Here is an 18,431-nt window from a genome sequence, read left to right on the forward strand (position 1 = left end):
GCCGCCCTAGGCGGCCAGCTTCGCCAGTTCGGTCAGCACCTTCTCGGCGGCGTTGAGGCGCTGCTCGGGGGTTTCCCACTCGCCCTTCACCACCACCTTGTGGTCCGGGCGCAGGCGCCAGGCGATCTGGTTCTTGGCGATGAAGCCGATCAGGCCCGCGGGGTTCTTGAAGTCGTCGCCGCGGAAGGTGACCACGGCGCCCTTCGGCCCGACGTCGATCTTGGCGACATTGGCTTCGCGGCACAGGCCCTTGATGGCGACGACCTTGAGCAGTTGGCCGGCTTCCGGCGGCAGCGGCCCGAAGCGGTCGATCAGCTCGGCGGCCAGGGCTTCGCGCTCCTGCGACTTCTCGGCGTCGGACAGGCGGCGGTAGAGCGACAGCCGCACGTTGAGGTCCGGCACGTACTCCTCGGGGATCAGCACGGCCGCGCCGGTGTTGATCTGCGGCGACCATCCCCGGTCGTGTTCGAGGCCTTCCGCGCCGGCCAGGGTCTTCAGCTCGTTGACCGCGTCCTCCAGCATCTGCTGGTAGAGCTCGACCCCGATCTCGCGGATGTGGCCGGACTGCTCGTCGCCGAGCAGGTTGCCGCCGCCGCGGATGTCCAGGTCGTGGCTGGCCAGCTGGAAGCCGGCGCCCAGGCTGTCGAGGGACTGCAGGACCTTCAGGCGCTTCTCGGCCGACTGGGTGATCTGCTTCTCGGCCGGCGTGGTCATGTAGGCGTAGGCCCGCGACTTGGCCCGGCCGACCCGGCCCCGCAACTGGTAGAGCTGGGCCAGGCCGAACATGTCGGCGCGGTGGATGATCAGGGTGTTGGCGGTCGGGATGTCGAGCCCGCTCTCGACGATGGTGGTCGACAGCAGCACGTCGTACTGGCCCTCGTAGAAGGCGCCCATGACCTCTTCGAGCTGGGTCGGCGACATCTGGCCGTGGCCGACCACGAAACGCACCTCCGGCACCTGCTCGCGCAGATAGCGCTCCAGCGCCGGCAGGTCGTTGACCCGCGGGGCGACGTAATAGGCCTGGCCGCCGCGGTACTTCTCGCGCAGCAGCGCCTCGCGGACGACCACCGGATCCCAGGGCGTGATGTAGGTGCGGACCGCCAGGCGATCGACCGGCGGGGTGGCGATGATCGACATCTCGCGGATGCCGGAGAGCGACATCTGCAGGGTGCGCGGGATCGGCGTCGCGGTCAGCGTCAGCATGTGCACGTCGGTGCGAAGCTCCTTGAGCTTCTCCTTGTGCTTGACCCCGAAGTGCTGCTCCTCGTCGACGATCACCAGGCCGAGGTCCTTGAAGCCGACCTGCTTGGAGAGCACCGCATGGGTGCCGACGACAATCTCGACCTCGCCGTTCTTCAGCGCCTCGCGGGTCTCGGCGGCCTCCTTGGGCGGCGCCAGGCGCGACAGGCGCCGCACCTTCACCGGCCAGCCCTCGAAGCGTTCGCTGAAGGTCTTGTAGTGCTGGCGCGCCAGCAGCGTCGTCGGCGCGACGATGGCCACCTGCTGGCCGCTCATGGCCACCACGAAGGCCGCCCGCAGGGCGACCTCGGTCTTGCCGAAGCCCACGTCGCCGCAGATCAGCCGGTCCATCGGCTTGCCGGCGGAGAGGTCCTCCAGCACGTCGCCGATGGCGGCGAGCTGGTCCTCGGTCTCCTCGTAGGGGAAACGGGCGCAGAACTCGTCGAACACCCCGTGCGGCGGGTCCACCGGATCGGTGGACTTGGTCGCCCGCTCGGCGGCGATGCGGATCAGGCCGACCGCCATCTCGCGCAGCCGCTCCTTGGCTTTGGCCTTGCGCGCCTGCCAGGCCGCGCCGCCCAGCCGGTCGAGCTGCACGCCCTCGGAATCCGAGCCGTAGCGGGTCAGCAGGTCGATGTTCTCCACCGGCAGGTAGAGCTTGGCCTCGCCGCCGTAGTGGATCTCCAGCGTGTCGTGCGGCGCGCCCTGCACCTCCAGGGTCTTCAGGCCGTCGTAGCGGCCGATGCCGTGGTCGATGTGCACGACCAGGTCGCCGGGCGTCAGCGACGAGGCCTCCGCCAGGAAGTTCGACGCCCGCCGCCGCCGCCGCGGCCTCGCCAGCCGGTCGCCCAGGATGTCGGTCTCGGAGATCACCGCCAGGCTGTCGGTCTCGAAGCCGGCGTCCAGCGGCAGGACGACCCGTTGCGGGGTCTTCGGGTCACCGGCCCTGGCGGCGTCCCAGTAGGGCGCGAACGGGATGTTCTTCAGCCCGTGGTCGGCGAGCATCGAGCCCAGCCGGTCGGAGGAGCCGTCGGACCAGGAGGCGAACAGCACGCGCTTGCCGTCGGCCGCCAGCTTGCGGGCGTGGTCGGCGGTGGCCTCGAACAGGTTGACGCTGTCGCGCTGGCGCTCGGGGGCGAAGTTGCGGCCCTGGCGCGCGCCCATGTCGATGACCGCCTCGCCTCCCGCCTCCTGGAAGGACGAGAACCGGCGCGTCGCGCGCTTGGCGAGCAGGTCCTTCCACTCGTCGGCGGTCAGGTAGAGCCGGTCCGGCTCCAGCGGGTGGTAGTGGACCTTGCGCTCGGTCTGGTTCCGGCTCTCGAAGGCGTCGTGGATGATCGACAGCCGCTCGTCGCGCGCCTCGCGGCTCAGGTGATCGAGGGCGATCACCGCCTCCTTGGGCAGGAAGTCGAACAGCGTCGCCATCTGCGGATAGAACAGCGGCAGCCAGTGCTCCATGCCGGCCCGGCGGCCGCCTTCGGAAACGGTGGCGTAGAGCGGATCGTCGCCGGGCGCGCCGAAGGTCTCCAGATAGCCGGTGCGGAAGCGGCTGATCGCCTCGGCGTCCAGCAAGGCCTCGCTGACCGGCAGGAGGCTGACCTCCTTCAACTGCTTGGTGGAGCGCTGGGTCTCGGGATCGAAGGCGCGGATGGATTCCAGGGTGTCGCCGAACAGGTCCAGGCGCACCGGCTCCTCAGCGCTGGGCGGGAAGACGTCGATAACGCCGCCGCGGATCGCGAACTCCCCGTGCTCGGAGACGGTGGAGGCGCGCTGGTAGCCGTTGATGGCGAAATAGGTCTCGAGGTCGGCGATCTCGACGGTGTTGCCGCTCCGGGCCGAATAGCTGGCCCGCTGGATGGCCTTCTTCGGCGGCACGCGCTGGATCAGCGCCGGCACGGAGGTGACCAGCAGCGTCGGCGTCTTCTCGTCCACCCCGGCCGCCAGCCTGGACAGCGTGGTCATCCGCTGGGCGGCGATGCCCGGCGACGGGCCGATGCGGTCGTAGGGCAGGCAATCCCACGCCGGGAAGGTCATCACCTCGACGTTGGGCGCGAAGAACCGGAAGGCGTCGACGAAGGCCGACAGCCGCGCGCCGTCGCGGGCGACGAAGACCGACAGCCCTTTGCGGGCGCGGACCACGTCGGCCATGACCAGGGCGTCGAAGCCTTCCGGCGCGCCGACCAGGTCCAGGCGGCCGGGATCGTCGGAGACGCGTCGAAGCGCGGCCTGGCTCAGGGGCCGGGAACCGTCAGCCGCCATGGTCGTCTCCGCGCGCTTCGTGAGCTTCGAAGCGGAATTGCTTGATGCGGTTCATGATTTCGCCGTCGAACTCCGGCGGCGTCGGCGTCCGGCCGATGATCCAGTTGTAGAGGTCGTGGTCGGGTTGTTCGAGCAGGTCCTCGAAGAAATCGAGCTCCGCCGCGGTGAACCCCTGGACATGCCTGTCCGCGAACGGCCCCAGAATGAGGTCCGCTTCCCTGAAGCCCCGGCGCCAGGCGCGGAACTTCAGCTTCTTGAGCCGTGCTTCATCGATGATCATCAGGAAGTCGTGGATATAGAGGGCGCATACCCCCAGCGCCAGTCGGGTATGCTGCAATCATGCGGCCCGAGATTCTGTTCCCGCTCTACGCCCCCATAACCTCGCTGAAGGGGGTGGGGCCGCGCGTGGCGCCGCTGCTGGACAAGCTGGCCGGCCCCATCGTCCGCGACGTGCTGTTCCTGAAGCCGCATTCGGTGGTGCGCCGGACGCCCGCGACCATCTCCGCCGCCATCGACGGCGAGGTGATGACCTTCCAGGTGACGATCGAATCCTTCCAGGCGCCGCGCGGGCCGCAGCCCTGGCGAGTGCGGGTGTTCGACGAGACCGGCTTCATGACCCTGGTGTTCTTCGGCAGCTTCGGCTCGCAGCTGGAGCAGCGCCATCCGGTGAACGCCCGTCGGGTGATCTCCGGCAAGGTCGAGGACCAGGGCTACGGCTGGCAGATGGTCCACCCGGACTACATGCTGGCGCCGGAGAAGGCCTCGGAGATCCCCGAGCTGGAGCCGGTCTACCCGGCCACCGCCGGCCTTCCCGCCCGCACGGTCCGCAGGTTCGTGCAGGAGGCGCTGCAGCGGGCCCCGGAGCTGCCGGAGTGGCAGGACGCCGCGTGGGCGGCCCGCGAGCGCTTCCCCACCTGGCGCGAGGCTCTGGGACGGCTGCACGACCCGGAGAGCGACGCCGACATCTCGCTCCAGGCCCCGCACTACCGCCGCCTGGCGTATGACGAGCTGCTCGCCCAGCAACTGGCGATGGCGCAGCGCAAGGCCGAGCGCAGGCGCGAGGCCGCCGCGAAGATTCCCGCCAGCACGGTCGCCGAAGCCATCCGCGCCGACCTGCCGTTCGCCTTCACCGGCGCCCAGACCCGGGCGCTGGGCGAGATCCGCCACGACTTCGCGCTCGGCGAGCGGATGAGCCGGCTGATCCAGGGCGATGTCGGATCCGGCAAGACGGTGGTGGCGATGTGCGCCATGGCCGACGTCGCCGCGGCCGGCGGCCAGACCGCGCTGATGGCGCCCACCGAGATCCTGGCCCGCCAGCACTTCGAGACCATCTCCGGCCCCCTCACCGCTCACGGCATCGCCGTCGTCCTGCTGACCGGGCGCGACAAGGGCGCGGCGCGGGCGGAGAAGCTGCGCGCCCTGGCGTCCGGGGCGATCCAGGTGGCGGTCGGCACCCATGCGCTCTTTCAGGACGAGGTGGCGTTCCATCGGCTGGAGCTGGCCGTCATCGACGAGCAGCATCGGTTCGGCGTCGCCGAGCGCCAGCGGCTGCAGGCCAAGGGCCAGGGCACGCACTTCCTGGCGATGTCGGCGACGCCGATCCCGCGCACCCTGGAGCTCACCGTCTACGGCGACCTCGACGTCTCCAAGATCGACGAGAAGCCGCCGGGCCGCACGCCGGTCGCCACCCGCGCCGCGCCCATGGGTCGGATCGGCGAGGTGGAGGCGCGGCTGCGCGAGGCGGTGGCCGGCGGCGCCCAGGCCTTCTGGATCTGCCCGCTGGTCTCGGAGTCCGAGCTGGTGGACCTGAAGGCGGCGGAGACCCGCGCCGAGGAGCTGAAGGCCACCATCGGCCCCAGCGTCGGCCTGATCCACGGCAAGATGGCGCCGGCCGCCAAGGACGCGGTGATGGCCGACTTCGCCGACGGCCGTCTGTCGGTGCTGGTGGCGACGACGGTGGTCGAGGTCGGCGTTAACGTGCCCAACGCCACCATCATGGTCATCGAGCAGGCTGAGCGCTTCGGCCTCGCCCAGCTGCACCAGCTGCGCGGCCGGGTGGGCCGTGGGCGCCGCGAGAGCGCCTGCGTGCTGCTCTACGACCCGCCGCTGTCGGAGACCGCCCAGAAGCGGCTCGACATCCTGCGGCGCACCGACGACGGCTTCCTGATCGCCGAGACCGACCTGGAGCTGCGCGGCGGCGGCGACGCGCTGGGCCTGCGGCAGTCGGGGTTCCCGGACTACGTCTTCGCCGACCCCTTCGCACACCGCGACCTGATCGCCGCCGCCGGCGACGACGCCCGCCTGATCGTCGGCCGCGACCCCGCCCTCACGTCCGAGCGCGGCAAGGCGCTGCGGATCCTCGAAGAGCTGTTCGACTGGAAGGCCGGCCTCGGCCTGCGCGACGCCGGCTAAACCGAAGTTCCTCCCCCTCTGGGGGAGGTGGCGCGAAGCGCCGGAGGGGGTTGGCGCCGCCCTCGGAGGACCCCCTCAGTCAGCTTCGCTGACAGCTCCCCCGGCGGGGGAGCAACTAGGCTAGCGCACCTTCACCATCCGCTTGCCGCGGTTCTCCCCGGCCAGCAGGCCCACGAGCGCGGCCGGCGTGTTCTCCAGCCCCTCGATGATGTCCTCGTGGACCTTCAGCCGGCCCTCGGCGACCCAGGTTTGCAGGTCCCGCAGCGCCTGGCTGCGCTTGTCGTCGAAGTCGGAGACGATGAACCCGCGCAGGGTCAGCCGCTTGGTGACGATCAGGCCGGGCACGCCGCGCGGGCCGTGGCGCGGAGCCTCGCCGTCGTACTGCGAGACGGCGCCGCAGCAGGCGATCCGGCCGAAGGTGTTCATGGCGAACAGGCAGGTCTCGAACACGTCGCCGCCGACGTTGTCGAAGTAGACGTCGATGCCGCCCGGCGCGGCCTCCTTCAGCTGGCGGCGCAGGTCGCCGGCCTTGTAGTCGACGGCGGCGTCGAACCCGAGTTCCTCGGTCAGCCAGCGGCCCTTCTCCGCCCCGCCGGCGACGCCGACCACCCGGCAGCCCTTGAGCTTGGCGATCTGGCCGACGATCGAGCCGACGGAGCCTGCCGCCGCCGACACCACCACGGTCTCGCCGGGCTTGGGCTGGCCGCATTCCAAGAGGCCGAAGTAGGCGGTGAGCCCGGCCACGCCGAACACGCTGAGCAGGTGGGTCCGGGGCTCCAGCGCCGGCAGCTTCGCCAGCCGCTTGGTGGGCACGATGGCGTAGTCCTGCCAGCCGGTGTCGGCGAACACCAGGTCGCCGGGCAAGAGGTCGGAGTCCGGCGCCTCCACCACCTCGGCGAGCGCGCCGCCGGCCATCACCTGCCCGGCCGACAGCGCCGAGCGGTAGGTGGCGCCCTGCATCCAGGCGCGGTTGGCGGCGTCCAGCGAGATGTAGTGGGTCCGGACCAGGGCCTCGCCCGGTCCAGGCGTCGGACGCTCGCCCTGCACGAGGCGGAAATGGTCGGCGCTGAGCCGCCCCTGCGGCAGCTGGTCCAGGACGATCTGACGGTTGGCCTCGGCCATGGCGCGCTCCCTTTTTCCTTGTTGGGAGGAGCTAAGACCCGAACGCCGGGCCGCGCCAAGCCTCAGTGACCGGTGAGCGTGGCGACCCGGGCCTTCGCGTCGGCCTCGAGGTCCGCATAGAAGAGGTTGTAGCCGGGGACCTTGCGCTGGTCGGCCCAGGAGCCCTGGCGCTTCAGCGACGCCGACTTCGGATGGGTGACGCGCAGCACGCCGCCGCGGCACACCGCCGAGACCTGGCGGCCGAGGAAGGCGGGGCGCGCGCCCCACTCCAGCCCGGTGGCGTTCGCGGCCCCCAGGTGCAGGCGGGCCGGCGCGGGGTCCTGGGTCACCGCCCCCAGGATCGGGTTGAAGCACAGCGCCGCGCGGTCGTTGAGGTTCACCAGCTCGCCCTGCGAATTCCAGACGACGGCGCGGTCGAGCAGCAGCTGGGCGTGGTCGATCTGGCCATCGAAGACGCTGGCCCAGGCCGCCAGGCACCCGGCCTGGCCGCGGCGCATGCACGGCGGGATCGGCGGATCGACGGCGGGTATCACCGTCTCGATCAGGTAGGCGGCCGCCAGCCGGGCCCGAAGGTCGGGATTGGGCGCCACCTCCTCCGCCAGCAGCCGGGCGGCGAGCGTGCCGCCCTGCTCCACCCCCACGATGACGAACGGCCGGCCGCTGTTGTAGCGGTTGAGGTATTCGTGGAAGGCGCGCGCCACGTCGCCGTAGGCGAACTGGCGGGCCTCGCGGGCGTCCTCCCGCAGGGTCAGCAGGCTGTAGAGGCTGGCCTGGCGGTAGCGCGGCGCGAAGATCCGGCCGACCCGCACGAACGGCCCGGCGTAGTTGGGCGCCATCACCCGACGGAACAGCCGGTCGGCCTTCGGCTCATGGATCGGCGCGTTCCAGTCGTGGCCGCCGTCGAAGGTGGTCGGCGAGACGAAGAAGACGTCGGCCGGCGGATCGCCCGCGGTGGCGTCCGGACGGGTGGGCATCAGCGCCCAGCTCTGGCGGCTGGCGTAGTCGGGCGCCGGCGGCGGCCTGTAGGTCTGGAACGGCGACTTGGGATCCAGCGCCGAGCGCATCAGGTCGCCCCAGAACACCCCCGTCGCCAGGCCGAGGAACAGCACCACCCCGACCACGGACAGGGCCAGCCAGCGGCGGCTGCGGGGTGCGCCCGGCGGCATGGCTACCGGTAGGGGTCCGGCTGGCTGAGGTAGCGGGTGACGTAGTCGTGGATGCCGTCTTCCAGGGCGGTCATCGGCTTGTCGTAGCCGGCGGCGTAGAGCCGCTCCATGCGCGCCTCGGTGAAGTACTGGTACTTGTCGCGGATGGCCGGCGGCATCGGGGTGTAGTCGATCTCGGCGTTCTTGCCGGCGGCGGTGAACACCGCCCGGGCCATGTCCTCGAAGCTGCGCGCGGTTCCCGAGCCGAGGTTGAAGACGCCGTTGACCTGCGGGTTCTGCATCAGCCAGTCGGTGACGTCGGTGATGTCGCGGACGTAGACGAAGTCGCGCTTCTGGCCGCCGTCGGGGACGTCTGAGCGGTAGCTCTTGAACAGCTGCACGCCATGGCCCTCGCGGACCTTTGGCCAGATCTGCGAGGCCACCGACTTCATCGAGTGCTTGTGCTCCTCGTTGGGGCCGTAGACGTTGAAGAACTTCAGCCCCACCCACTGCGGCGGCGCGTAGTCGCGCGCCGCCTGGCGCGCCGCGAACAGGTCGAACAGCGCCTTCGACCAGCCGTAGGTGTTCAGCGGCCGCAGCGCGGCCAGCGCCTCGTAGTCGTTGTCGTCGTCGAAGCCGTGCGCCCCGTCGCCGTAGGTCGCCGCCGAGGAGGCGTAGATCAGCCGGCGCTGGCGGTCGGCGCACCAGCGGAACAGGTCGCGGCTGAGGGTGAAGTTGGAGTGGACGATCTTGTCGGCGTCCGGCTCGGTGGTCGAGGAGATGGCGCCCATGTGGATCACCACCTCGACGTCGCGCCAGCGCTTCTCCAGCCAGTCGAACATGTCCTCCGGGGCCACGAAGTCGCCGATCGGGTGCTTGGCGATGTTGCGCCACTTGCCGAGCTCGGCTTCGCGCAGGCGGTCGCAGACCACCACGTCGAGGCTGCGGTCCTCGGCCAGCCTGGCGGCGATGTTGGAGCCGATGAAACCGGCGCCGCCGGTGACGAACGCGATCCGGCGGTTCATGCCTTGGCCTTCTGGGTCATCCGCGCGATGGCGGCGGTGGTGGAATAGCCGTCGACGATCTGGGCCAGCCGGACCTCGCCGCCCCAGGCCTTGACCAGGTCGGCGCCGACCACTTCGCTCTCGGCGTAGTCGGCGCCCTTGACCAGCACGTCGGGCCGCGCGGCCTCGATCAGCTTGAGCGGGGTGTCGTCCTCGAACGGCACGACCAGGTCGACGGAGCCCAGGCCCGCCAGCACCAAGGCGCGGCTCTCCAGGTCGTTGACCGGCCGGCCCTCGCCCTTCAGCGCCCGCACGGAGTCGTCGGAGTTGAGGCCGACGATCAGCCGGTCGCACCAGGCCCGCGCCTGGGCGAGATAGGCCACGTGGCCCTTGTGCAGGATGTCGAAGCAGCCGTTGGTGAAGCCGACCCGCAGGCCCTTGGCGCGCCAGCGGGCGACCTCGTCGGCCATCCGCTGCGGGGTGGCGATCTTGGCCTCGGCGGGCGCCATGTGGGCGCTGATCGTCGCCTCCACCAGCTCCTCGGGGCTGACGGTGGCGGTGCCGACCTTGCCGACCGCTACGCCCGACGCCAGCTGGGCGAAGGCGATGGCGTCGTTCAGCGGCGCCCCGGCCGCCAGCGCCAGGCCGAGCGCCGCCAGCGTGGTGTCGCCGGCCCCGGAGACGTCGAACACCTCGCGCGGCGCGGTCGGCACGTGACGCACCGGCTCGCCGCGGACGGCCAGCGAGACCCCCTTGGCGGCGCGGGTCACCAGGATGGCCCTGGCCTCCCAGAGCTCCAGGGCGCGGGCCAGGGCGACCTCGATCTCGGCGTCCGTGCCGGTCGGCAGGTCGGTGGCGTGGGCAAGCTCGGCGGCGTTGGGCTTGATCAGGTCCACCGCGCCGTAGCGGGCGAAGGAGCGGGCCTTGGAGTCCACCACCAGCTTGGCGCCGGCGGCCTGGGCCGCCTCGCGCGCGGCGGCGATCACCGCGTCGGTGACCACCCCCTTGCCGTAGTCGGAGAGCAGGATGGCGCCGGCCCCCTGCGCCGCGTCGCGCAGGGTGCGGACCAGCCGCTGCTCGACCTCGCCCGTGGCCGCGCGGCTGGCCTCCAGGTCGACGCGCAGCAGCTGCTGGCCGCCGGAGACGAAGCGGGTCTTCAGGGTGGTCGGGCGATCGGCGTCGGTGACCAGGTAGCCCTCGACGTGGCCTTCCTCGCCCACCAGCCGCGACGCCTCGTGGCCGTCGGCGTCGCCGCCCACCAGCCCCACCAGGCAGACCGAGCCGCCGAGCGCGGCGACGTTGCGCGCCACGTTGCCGGCCCCGCCCAGCATCACCAGCTCTCGGGTCCGCGCCAGCACCGGGATCGGCGCCTCCGGCGAGACCCGGCTGACGTCGCCATAGACGAAGCGGTCGACCATCAGGTCGCCGACACAGGCCACCCGGCGGCCCGGGACCAGGCCCAGGAGATGCTGGAGCGCGGAAAGATCCATGGCGACTAGCGTGTGCGGCGGGTCGGGGAACGGGTCAAGCGGCGGCCCTCAGCGGTTCGCCACGGCGTGCAGCGCCTTCAGCGTGCCCAGGAGGTCCTTGGCGCCCGCCAGCGGCAGGCAGCTGGGCGCGTCGCAGAGCGCCTTGTCGGGGTCGGGGTGGAACTCCAGGAACACCCCGTCGGCGCCGGAGACCACGGCGGCCTTGGCGATCACCGCCACGCCCTCCCGCCGGCCGCCGGTGGACTCGCCGCCGGTGCGCGGATCGGCGCCCGGCAGCTGCACCGCATGGGTGGCGTCGATGGTCACCGGCACGCCGAGCTTCTTCATCTCGCCGATCCCCAGCATGTCGACCACCAGGTTGTTGTAGCCGAACGAATTGCCGCGCTCGCATAGGATGGTGATGTCGGCGCCGTCCACCGCCTCCTGCACCTTGGAGACGATGTTCTTGCAGTCCCAGGGCGCCAGGAACTGGCCCTTCTTGACGTGCAGCCAGCCACCGGCCCGATGGATCGCGCGGGCCGAGGCCACCACCAGATCGGTCTGCCGGCAGAGGAAGGCGGGGATCTGCAGGACGTCGATCACCTCGGCCAGGGGCTCGGCCTGGGCGATCTCGTGGATGTCGGTGGCCACCGGCACGTCCACCTCGGCCTTCACCCGGCGGAAGATCTCCAGCCCCTGGTCCAGGCCCGGCCCGCGATAGCTCTTGATCGACGACCGGTTGGCCTTGTCGAAGCTCGCCTTGAACACATAGGGCAGCCCAAGCTCGCCGCAGATCGCCTTCAACTGGCGGGCGGTCTCGATGGCGAGCTCGGGGGTCTCCAGGACGTTCAGCCCGGCGATCACGGTCAGGGGCTGGCCGTCGCCGATGGCGACGTTCCAGCGATCGAGCTTCAGGACGGGCATGGCGCTCCCCGGCGTTGCAATTCAGTCGCCGGCTAAGTGGCGCGCGCCGCCAGGCTTCACAAGCGCCAAGTGCCGCGACCCGGCGGCGTGCCGCCCTCCCTGCCGCCCGCGAATCGGGCGCTCGCGCCGCGGCTGATCGGTGTTAAGGTTGGTCAAGTTCCTCGGGGGAGCCGGCATGAGCCTTGCCCACGAGACGTCGCTTGCGACGCTCGCAGTGAACTCCAGAGCGTTCCGGCGGCTGCCGGAGCTGGCGGATGCGCCCAGGGCCTTCCGCGCCGCCCTGCTGTTGATGGCCCGCAACTGGCTGGCGGGCTCGCTGACCTTCGTCACCCCCACCGGCGGCGAGCTGCCGCTCAGGGGACGCGAGCCCGGTCCGGACGCCCGGCTGGTGGTCCGCGACTTCCGCTTCATGCGCCGGGTGCTGGCCTCCGGCGATATCGGCTTCGCCGAAGGCTACATGGCCGGCGAGTGGGACACGCCGGACCTGTCGCGATTGCTGGAAGTGCTGGCCGTCAACTTCAACCGCCTGCACCGCGTGGCGCTGGGCAACCCGCTGATGTGGGCGGCCGAGCGGCTGCGCCACGCCCTGCACGGCAACAGCCGCGAGGGGGCCCGGCGCAACATCCACGCCCACTACGACCTGGGGAACGCCTTCTATTCCCGCTGGCTGGACCCGACGATGACCTACTCGTCCGCCCGCTACGCCGAGCCGGGACAGCCGCTCGCCGAGGCGCAGCGCAACAAGTACCGCACGCTGGCCGAAGGCATGGCGCTGGCCCCCGACCACCACGTGCTGGAGATCGGCTGCGGTTGGGGCGGCTTCGCCGAGTTCGCCGCCCGCGACGTGGGCGCGCGGGTCACCGCCATCACCATTTCCCAGGAGCAGTACGACTTCGCCCGCCGCCGGATGTTCGAGCAGGGTCTCGCCGAGCGCGCCGAGGTGCGGATGATCGACTACCGCGACGTCGAAGGCGCCTTCGACCGGGTGGCCTCCATCGAGATGTTCGAGGCGGTGGGCGAACGCTATTGGCCGGCCTATTTCGGCAAGATCCGCGACGTGCTCGCGCCCGGCGGCCGGGCCGGCCTGCAGATCATCACCATCCGCGACGAGCTGTTCGAGGGCTATCGCCGGCGCGCCGATTTCATCCAGAAGTACGTCTTTCCGGGCGGCATGCTGCCCTCCGAAGCCCGCCTGAAGGCGGAGACCGACCGCGTCGGCCTGCACTGGCAGGGCATCGCCCGCTTCGGCCAGCACTACGCCGACACCCTGGCCGAATGGGGCGAGCGTTTCGACGCCGCCTGGGCCGACATCCGCACCCTCGGCTTCGACGAGCGCTTCCGCCGCCTGTGGCGCTTCTACCTGAGTTATTGCGAGGCCGGCTTCCGCACCGGACGCACCGACGTGGTGCAGCTCAGCCTGGCGAAAGGCTGACACCCCCTGTTCGCCGCCGCCCGCCACGCTTAAGTAGCCGCCCATGGAAGTTGCAAACAGCGTCCTGGACGCCATCGGAAACACGCCGCTCATCCGCCTTCGCCGGGCCAGCGAGATCACCGGCTGCGAGATCCTCGCCAAGGCGGAGTTCATGAATCCCGGCCAGTCGGTGAAGGACCGGGCCGCCCTCTACATCATCCGCGACGCCGAACAGCGGGGCCTGTTGCGGCCCGGCGGCCGGATCGTGGAGGGCACGGCGGGCAACACCGGCATCGGCCTGGCCATGGTCGGCAAGGCCATGGGCTACAAGGCGACCATCGTCATCCCCCGGACCCAGAGCCAGGAGAAGAAGGACGCCATCCGGCTCTACGGCGCCAACCTCGTCGAAACCGACGCCCTGCCCTATTCGAACGAGATGAATTACGTCCACGTTTCCCGCCGCTTGGCGGAGGAACTTGACGCGAAGGAGCCGAACGGCGCGGTGTGGGCCAACCAGTTCGACAACGTCGCCAACCGCGAGGCCCACGTCCGCGGCACCGGCCCGGAGATCTGGCGCCAGACCGACGGGCGCATCGACGGCTTCATCTGCGCCGTGGGCTCGGGCGGGACCTTGGCGGGGGTGGCCGAGGCGCTGCGGGAGCGCAAGCCGGACATCCGCATCGGCCTCGCCGACCCGCACGGGGCCTCGCTCTATTCCTGGTACACGGACGGCGAGCTGAAGGCCGAAGGGACCTCGATCAGCGAGGGCATCGGCCAGGCGCGGATCACCGCCAACCTCGTCGGCCTGACCATCGACCACGCCTACCGCATCTCCGACGAGGAGATGCTGCTCGCCATCTACGACCTCATCGAACACGAGGGGCTGGTGATGGGCGGCTCGACCGGAATCAACGTCGCCGGCGCCATCCGCCTGGCCAAGGACCTCGGCCCCGGCCACACCGTGGTGACCGTGCTCTGCGACCACGGCCAGCGCTACCAATCGAAGATCTACAACCCGGGCTTCCTCGCCGAGCGCGGCCTGCCCGCCCCGGCCTGGCTGGAGTGACCATGGACCCGCTTGTCTCCACCGCCTGGCTGGCCGAGCGCCTGGCCGACCCCGACGTGCAGGTGGTCGACGCCACCTGGTACATGCCGGGCGAGCCCCGTTCCGGCCGCGAGGACCATGCGGCCGGGCATATCCCCGGCGCGGTGTTCTTCGACATCGACGAGATTTCCGACCACGGGACCGACCTGCCGCACATGCTGCCGACGCCCGAGGCGTTCGCGGCGGCGGCCGGAGCGCTGGGCCTGCGCCGCGACGCGACGGTGGTGGTCTACGACGGCCAGGGCATATTCTCCGCGCCGCGGGTCTGGTGGACGCTGCGGACCATGGGCTTCCCCAAGGTCGTGGTGCTCGACGGCGGCCTCAAGAAATGGCGCGCCGAAGGCCGGCCGGTTGAGACCGCCGAGACGCAAGCTACGCCCACCCGCCTGGAGCCGGCCTTCGATCCCGCCCGAGTCCGCGACCTCGACGCCGTGCGCGGCCTGCTGGACGGCGGCGCGGCGCAGCTGGTCGACGCGCGCGCCGGCCCGCGTTTCCGCGGCGAGGCGCCGGAGCCGCGCGCCGGATTGCGCTCCGGCCACATGCCCGGCGCCTGCAACGTGCCCTGGGGCCCGCTGGTGAACGCCGACGGCACGCTGAAGTCCGCCGCCGAGCTGCGCGAAACGTTCGAGGCGGGCGGCGTGGACCTGACGGGGCCTATCGTCACCACCTGCGGCTCCGGCGTCAGCGCCGCCCTGCTGGCCCTGGCGCTGGCGCGCCTCGGCCGCGACGACGTGCCGGTCTACGACGGTTCCTGGACCGAATGGGGCGGTCGAGCGGACACCGAGGTTGTCACCGGAGCCTGAGCCATCGACGTCCGCCTCGCCCGCCCAGACGACCTGCGCCACCTGCCGCGGATCGAGCGGTCGGCCGCTGCGGCCTTCCGCGGCTCCAGTCAGGACGCCATCGCCGACGACGAGGTCAGCCCGGCCAGGGTCTACGTCCCGCTGCAGGCGCAGGGGCTGGTCTGGGTGGCCGACGACGCCACGGGCCGGATCGGCTTTGCGGCCTGCGAGGCGTTCGACGACGCCCTGCACCTGTGGGAGCTGGCGGTGCGGCGCGCGCGCCAGGGCCAGGGCGTCGGCCGCGCCCTCGTTCGCGCCGTGATCGATGCGGCGCGGGCGCGAGGCTGCGCCGCGGTCACCCTGACGACGTTCCGCGAGATCGCCTGGAACGGGCCGTTCTACGCCCGTCTCGGATTCCGCGAACTCGCCGTGCACGAACTCGACGGCCGGCTTGCGGAGGTGCTGTCTCGCGAGGCGGAAAAGGGCCTCGACGTGGCGACCCGCTGCGCCATGCGGCTGGCGATCTAGCGCGAACCCGGGCGGCCACCCTGCGAACAGGACGGCCGCCCGGTCGCGGTTACCAGAACTTCGCGCGGAGCGTGACTTCGAGCGTGCGTCCGAACGGCGAGGCCAGGGGGGCGTAGTAGCCGCCCGTCCCGTCGTAGAACGGCGGCTTCTTGTCGAACACGTTGGCCGCCCGCAACTGGATCTGCGACCCGCTCATGACGTGCGGCAGGTCGTAGGTGCCGACCAAGTCGAACGTGGTCCAGGAATCGACGGTCTGGACCGGTGTGATCGCCGTGTTCTTGAACGACCCCGTGTAGTTCATGAACACCGCCAGGGTGACCGGCTCCATGTTCCAGCTCGCGCTCAGGCGCGCCTTCCACTTGACCGCGTCGGTGGTGCCGAGGCGGGAGGTGAACGGCGTGCCGGCCACAACCTGCTGGTCGAACTGCAGCTGGCGGTTGGCGTTGGCTGCGAACGAGAACCGGCCCAAGCCGGTGTCCATCTGATAGCTGGCGTCGAGGTCGACGCCGGCGAACCGGCGGGTCCCCAGGTTGATCGCGTAGGAGCGGAAGATGTAGTCGATGACCGCCGGCACCGGGCTCTGCGGCGGCGCGTCCTTGATCGCCTGCGCGATCTGGGCGGCGGTCGGGAACCGGGTGATGGAGTCGGCGAACGCCGGGTTGAAGAAGGCGTCGTTGGTCGTCGGCTTGTAGACCAGGTTGCTGTATTCGACGTGGTAGTAGGTCGCGCTGAACCGCAGGCCATGGATGTAGTCCGGCGTGTAATCGACGCCGTAGGAATAGCTCTTGGCGCGTTCCGGCGTCAGGTTCGGGTTGCCGCCGCCCATGTTGTAGACGTTGACCGTGCCCACACCGGCGATGTTCGAGCCGGGCTGCGGGACCCCGAAGATGCTGGTCAGCATGCCGAGGTTCGGGGCGGCGTAGGCCTTGCCGTAGCTGGCGTGCAGGGCCACGCCGTCGATCGGCTCCCACACGACGCCGTACTTCGGATTGAAGGTGCCGCCGAGCTTTTGGTAATGGTCGTAGCGACCGGAGACGGAGACCTCGAGCCGCTGGAAGCCCGGGATCGCGTTCTCGGCGCTGAACAGCGGCACGTGGACTTCGCCGTAGAGGCCTTCCACCGCCCGGTTGACGTCGTCGTTACGCACCAGGATCTGGTCGACGCGGGCCGCGCCGGCGTACTGCAGCTGCCTCGCCTCCTCATCCCGGAAATCGGCGCCGACGGCGGCGCGCACCTCACCGCCGGGGATCTTGAACAGCGGCCCGTCCGCCTTGATCTGCAGCTCGCGAAGGTACTGGTGGGCGTTGTTGATCTGGGTGTAGCCGTTGTCGATCTGCGACAGGACCGAGGGATTGTTCTGCGCCGCTTGGCCGAACGGGTTGAAGGCCGTGGCGAGGGTGGTGTTGTTGGCCAGCGCCTGAGCGACCGCGATGTCGATTTCCGGGTCGCTGTTGAAGTCGTGGGTCTTCGAGAAGTGGGTCATGATCCCACCGGACCAGCCGCCGCCCAGGTCGATGTCCAGGCCTCCCGTGATGCCCATGACCTCGGAGGTCTGGAAGCCATGCGGGTTGGGAAACAGCCCCAGCCCGCTGCGGGTCACCGACTCGCTGGTCGCGACCACGCCCGGCGGCAGCACGAAATAGGGGTTGGTGTTGGGCACGACGACGGTGAACGACCGCGGCCCACTCGTGCGATTGGTCTCGTAGTTGGAATAGTTGAGCTCGGTCCACAGCTTGACCCGCTCGCCAAGGTCCTGGTGGGCCGTGGCCAGCACCGAATGGCGCTTTCCGTTCGGGATGATGCTGTTGAGCAGCGAGTTCTCGCACTTGTTGGGCGTCGTCGCGAAACTCGGATAGCCGTAGGTCTTGCCGCCCACGCTAATGTTCGGATTGGGGCAGCTCGTGGTGCGCAGGTCGCGCCCGCCGCGGTAGCTCTGGTCGAGGACGATACCGAGGTCGGCGTTGGTCGGAGAGTGGTTGTCGGAATACTCGTAGGCGACCATGACGCCGCCGGTGTCCCAGGTCTTGCCCCAGATCGCGGAGAAGTCGCGCTTCTGATACTTGGAGTTGTTGCCGCCATAGGTGGCCGAGGCTTCCAGGCCGTCGACGTCCTTGCGGTAGATGAAGTTGACCACGCCGGCGACGGCGTCGGAGCCGTAGACCGCCGAGGCGCCGTCGGCGACGACCTCCACCCGCTGGAGCGCAATCACCGGAATGATCGACGGGTCGGGGAACACCGCCTCGCCGCCGACCGGGGCGAACCGGTGGCCGTTGAACAGCGTCAGGGTGGCGTAGATGCCGAGGTTGTGGATGTTCGGGTCGAAGCCCGGGCTCCGGAACCGGTTGGACGTGGACTGCTCGGAATTGGCGCCGAAGTTCCCCAGCTGCGGGATGGAGGACACCAGCTCGCTGACGGTGGCCGGGGCGTTCATCTTGATCGTGTCGCGTCCCACGGCGATCAGGGCCGAGCCGGTGGGTGCGACGCCGCGGATGCTGGAGCCGGTGACCACCACCTCATCGAGGGCGGTCTCCTTTGCGGGGGTCGAAGACGCCGATTCCGCCGGCGCGGCGGCGGCCGCGTTGACCTGAGCCAACGCCGCGTGCGGGAGAACAATTGAGAGGACGGCTGCTGAGCCCAGCAAAATCCTTCGTTGCACGCGGTTCGGCGTCAGATTCGACAGCTTCGACATTTTTCTCTCCCCGTTGTTTTAACTTTTCACCGGCACGCCAGTTGAAAGGCGCAGCCAGCCGACCGCCATCCGATCAATGTCGAGATGGACGCGACAAATTGAATTGAGGCGCAGAAACGCACGTGCAGAGGCGTCACAAGGTCGCCGTCGCACTTCTGGGTAATCTGCTTATTGAGTGACTATGGGCGCGAAATTACACGCGCCAGCTCGCTTCCCGCGACATCAGGCTTTCCATCCCTTTGGTTGTACTTAGACGAGGTCATTGATTCCGCCTCGCCAGCCCAGCTATTTGTGCACACTGTATACAGCGACACAAGCCACTTTCGCGCCTTAGTTGAAACG

The 18,431-nt window shown here is 70.2% G+C and carries 13 protein-coding genes; 5 read left to right on the top strand and 8 right to left on the bottom strand.

The genetic code is table 11. The features are described from left to right. Positions 1–6 precede the first annotated feature (6 nt). Positions 7–3,498: a transcription-repair coupling factor gene (mfd, locus tag DJ021_RS15975; protein ID WP_424444032.1), complete on the bottom strand. Its 3,492-nt coding sequence runs from the start codon at positions 3,496–3,498 to the stop codon at positions 7–9. Continuing rightward, positions 3,488–3,835: an FAD assembly factor SdhE gene (locus DJ021_RS15980; RefSeq protein WP_341538142.1), complete on the bottom strand. Its 348-nt coding sequence runs from the start codon at positions 3,833–3,835 to the stop codon at positions 3,488–3,490. The genes mfd and DJ021_RS15980 overlap by 11 nt, the downstream gene beginning before the upstream one ends. A gap of 2 nt (positions 3,836–3,837) precedes the next feature. On the opposite strand from DJ021_RS15980, the gene recG reads away from it, so the two are divergent. Next, positions 3,838–5,910 (top strand): ATP-dependent DNA helicase RecG, encoded by a 2,073-nt coding sequence (gene recG / locus DJ021_RS15985; RefSeq protein ID WP_111458491.1) that lies wholly within the window; start codon positions 3,838–3,840, stop codon positions 5,908–5,910. A gap of 120 nt (positions 5,911–6,030) precedes the next feature. Here the strand turns inward: recG and DJ021_RS15990 are convergent, their stop codons facing one another. From DJ021_RS15990 to kdsA, 5 genes are all read right to left on the bottom strand, one after another. Beyond that, on the bottom strand, positions 6,031–7,032 hold the full coding sequence (locus tag DJ021_RS15990) for an NADP-dependent oxidoreductase (protein WP_111458492.1): 1,002 nt from the start codon (positions 7,030–7,032) through the stop codon (positions 6,031–6,033). A gap of 62 nt (positions 7,033–7,094) precedes the next feature. After that, a complete protein-coding gene (locus tag DJ021_RS15995) occupies positions 7,095–8,198 on the bottom strand; it encodes a DUF3089 domain-containing protein (protein WP_111458493.1) in 1,104 nt (367 codons plus the stop codon). Between the two features lie 2 nt (positions 8,199–8,200). Then, positions 8,201–9,202, bottom strand: coding sequence for an ADP-glyceromanno-heptose 6-epimerase (gene rfaD / locus DJ021_RS16000; RefSeq protein ID WP_111458494.1), 1,002 nt, complete (start codon positions 9,200–9,202; stop codon positions 8,201–8,203). Beyond that, entirely contained in the window at positions 9,199–10,671 is a 1,473-nt protein-coding gene (gene rfaE2, locus DJ021_RS16005) for a D-glycero-beta-D-manno-heptose 1-phosphate adenylyltransferase (RefSeq protein ID WP_111458495.1), read from the bottom strand. The genes rfaD and rfaE2 overlap by 4 nt, the downstream gene beginning before the upstream one ends. Positions 10,672–10,719: 48 nt before the next feature. Further along, positions 10,720–11,574 carry a 3-deoxy-8-phosphooctulonate synthase gene (gene kdsA / locus DJ021_RS16010; protein ID WP_111458496.1) on the bottom strand — a complete coding sequence of 285 codons (855 nt, stop codon included), beginning with the start codon at positions 11,572–11,574 and terminating at the stop codon, positions 10,720–10,722. Positions 11,575–11,749: 175 nt separating this feature from the next. On the opposite strand from kdsA, the gene DJ021_RS16015 reads away from it, so the two are divergent. The 4 genes from DJ021_RS16015 (at position 11,750) to DJ021_RS16030 (ending at position 15,400) form a co-directional block, all read left to right on the top strand. After that, positions 11,750–13,006 carry an SAM-dependent methyltransferase gene (locus DJ021_RS16015; protein ID WP_111458497.1) on the top strand — a complete coding sequence of 419 codons (1,257 nt, stop codon included), beginning with the start codon at positions 11,750–11,752 and terminating at the stop codon, positions 13,004–13,006. 43 nt (positions 13,007–13,049) lie between these two features. Next, entirely contained in the window at positions 13,050–14,051 is a 1,002-nt protein-coding gene (locus DJ021_RS16020) for a cysteine synthase A (RefSeq protein ID WP_111458498.1), read from the top strand. Positions 14,052–14,053: 2 nt separating this feature from the next. Then, a complete protein-coding gene (gene sseA / locus DJ021_RS16025; protein ID WP_111458499.1) occupies positions 14,054–14,893 on the top strand; it encodes a 3-mercaptopyruvate sulfurtransferase in 840 nt (279 codons plus the stop codon). A gap of 141 nt (positions 14,894–15,034) precedes the next feature. Next, positions 15,035–15,400, top strand: a complete 366-nt coding sequence (locus tag DJ021_RS16030) for a GNAT family N-acetyltransferase (protein ID WP_481374185.1) — start codon at positions 15,035–15,037, stop codon at positions 15,398–15,400. Between the two features lie 49 nt (positions 15,401–15,449). Here the strand turns inward: DJ021_RS16030 and DJ021_RS16035 are convergent, their stop codons facing one another. After that, positions 15,450–17,993 carry a TonB-dependent receptor domain-containing protein gene (locus DJ021_RS16035; protein ID WP_165837243.1) on the bottom strand — a complete coding sequence of 848 codons (2,544 nt, stop codon included), beginning with the start codon at positions 17,991–17,993 and terminating at the stop codon, positions 15,450–15,452. Positions 17,994–18,431: the final 438 nt, after the last annotated feature.

This window comes from Phenylobacterium hankyongense (assembly GCF_003254505.1).
GTDB classification, from domain to species: domain Bacteria; phylum Pseudomonadota; class Alphaproteobacteria; order Caulobacterales; family Caulobacteraceae; genus Phenylobacterium; species Phenylobacterium hankyongense.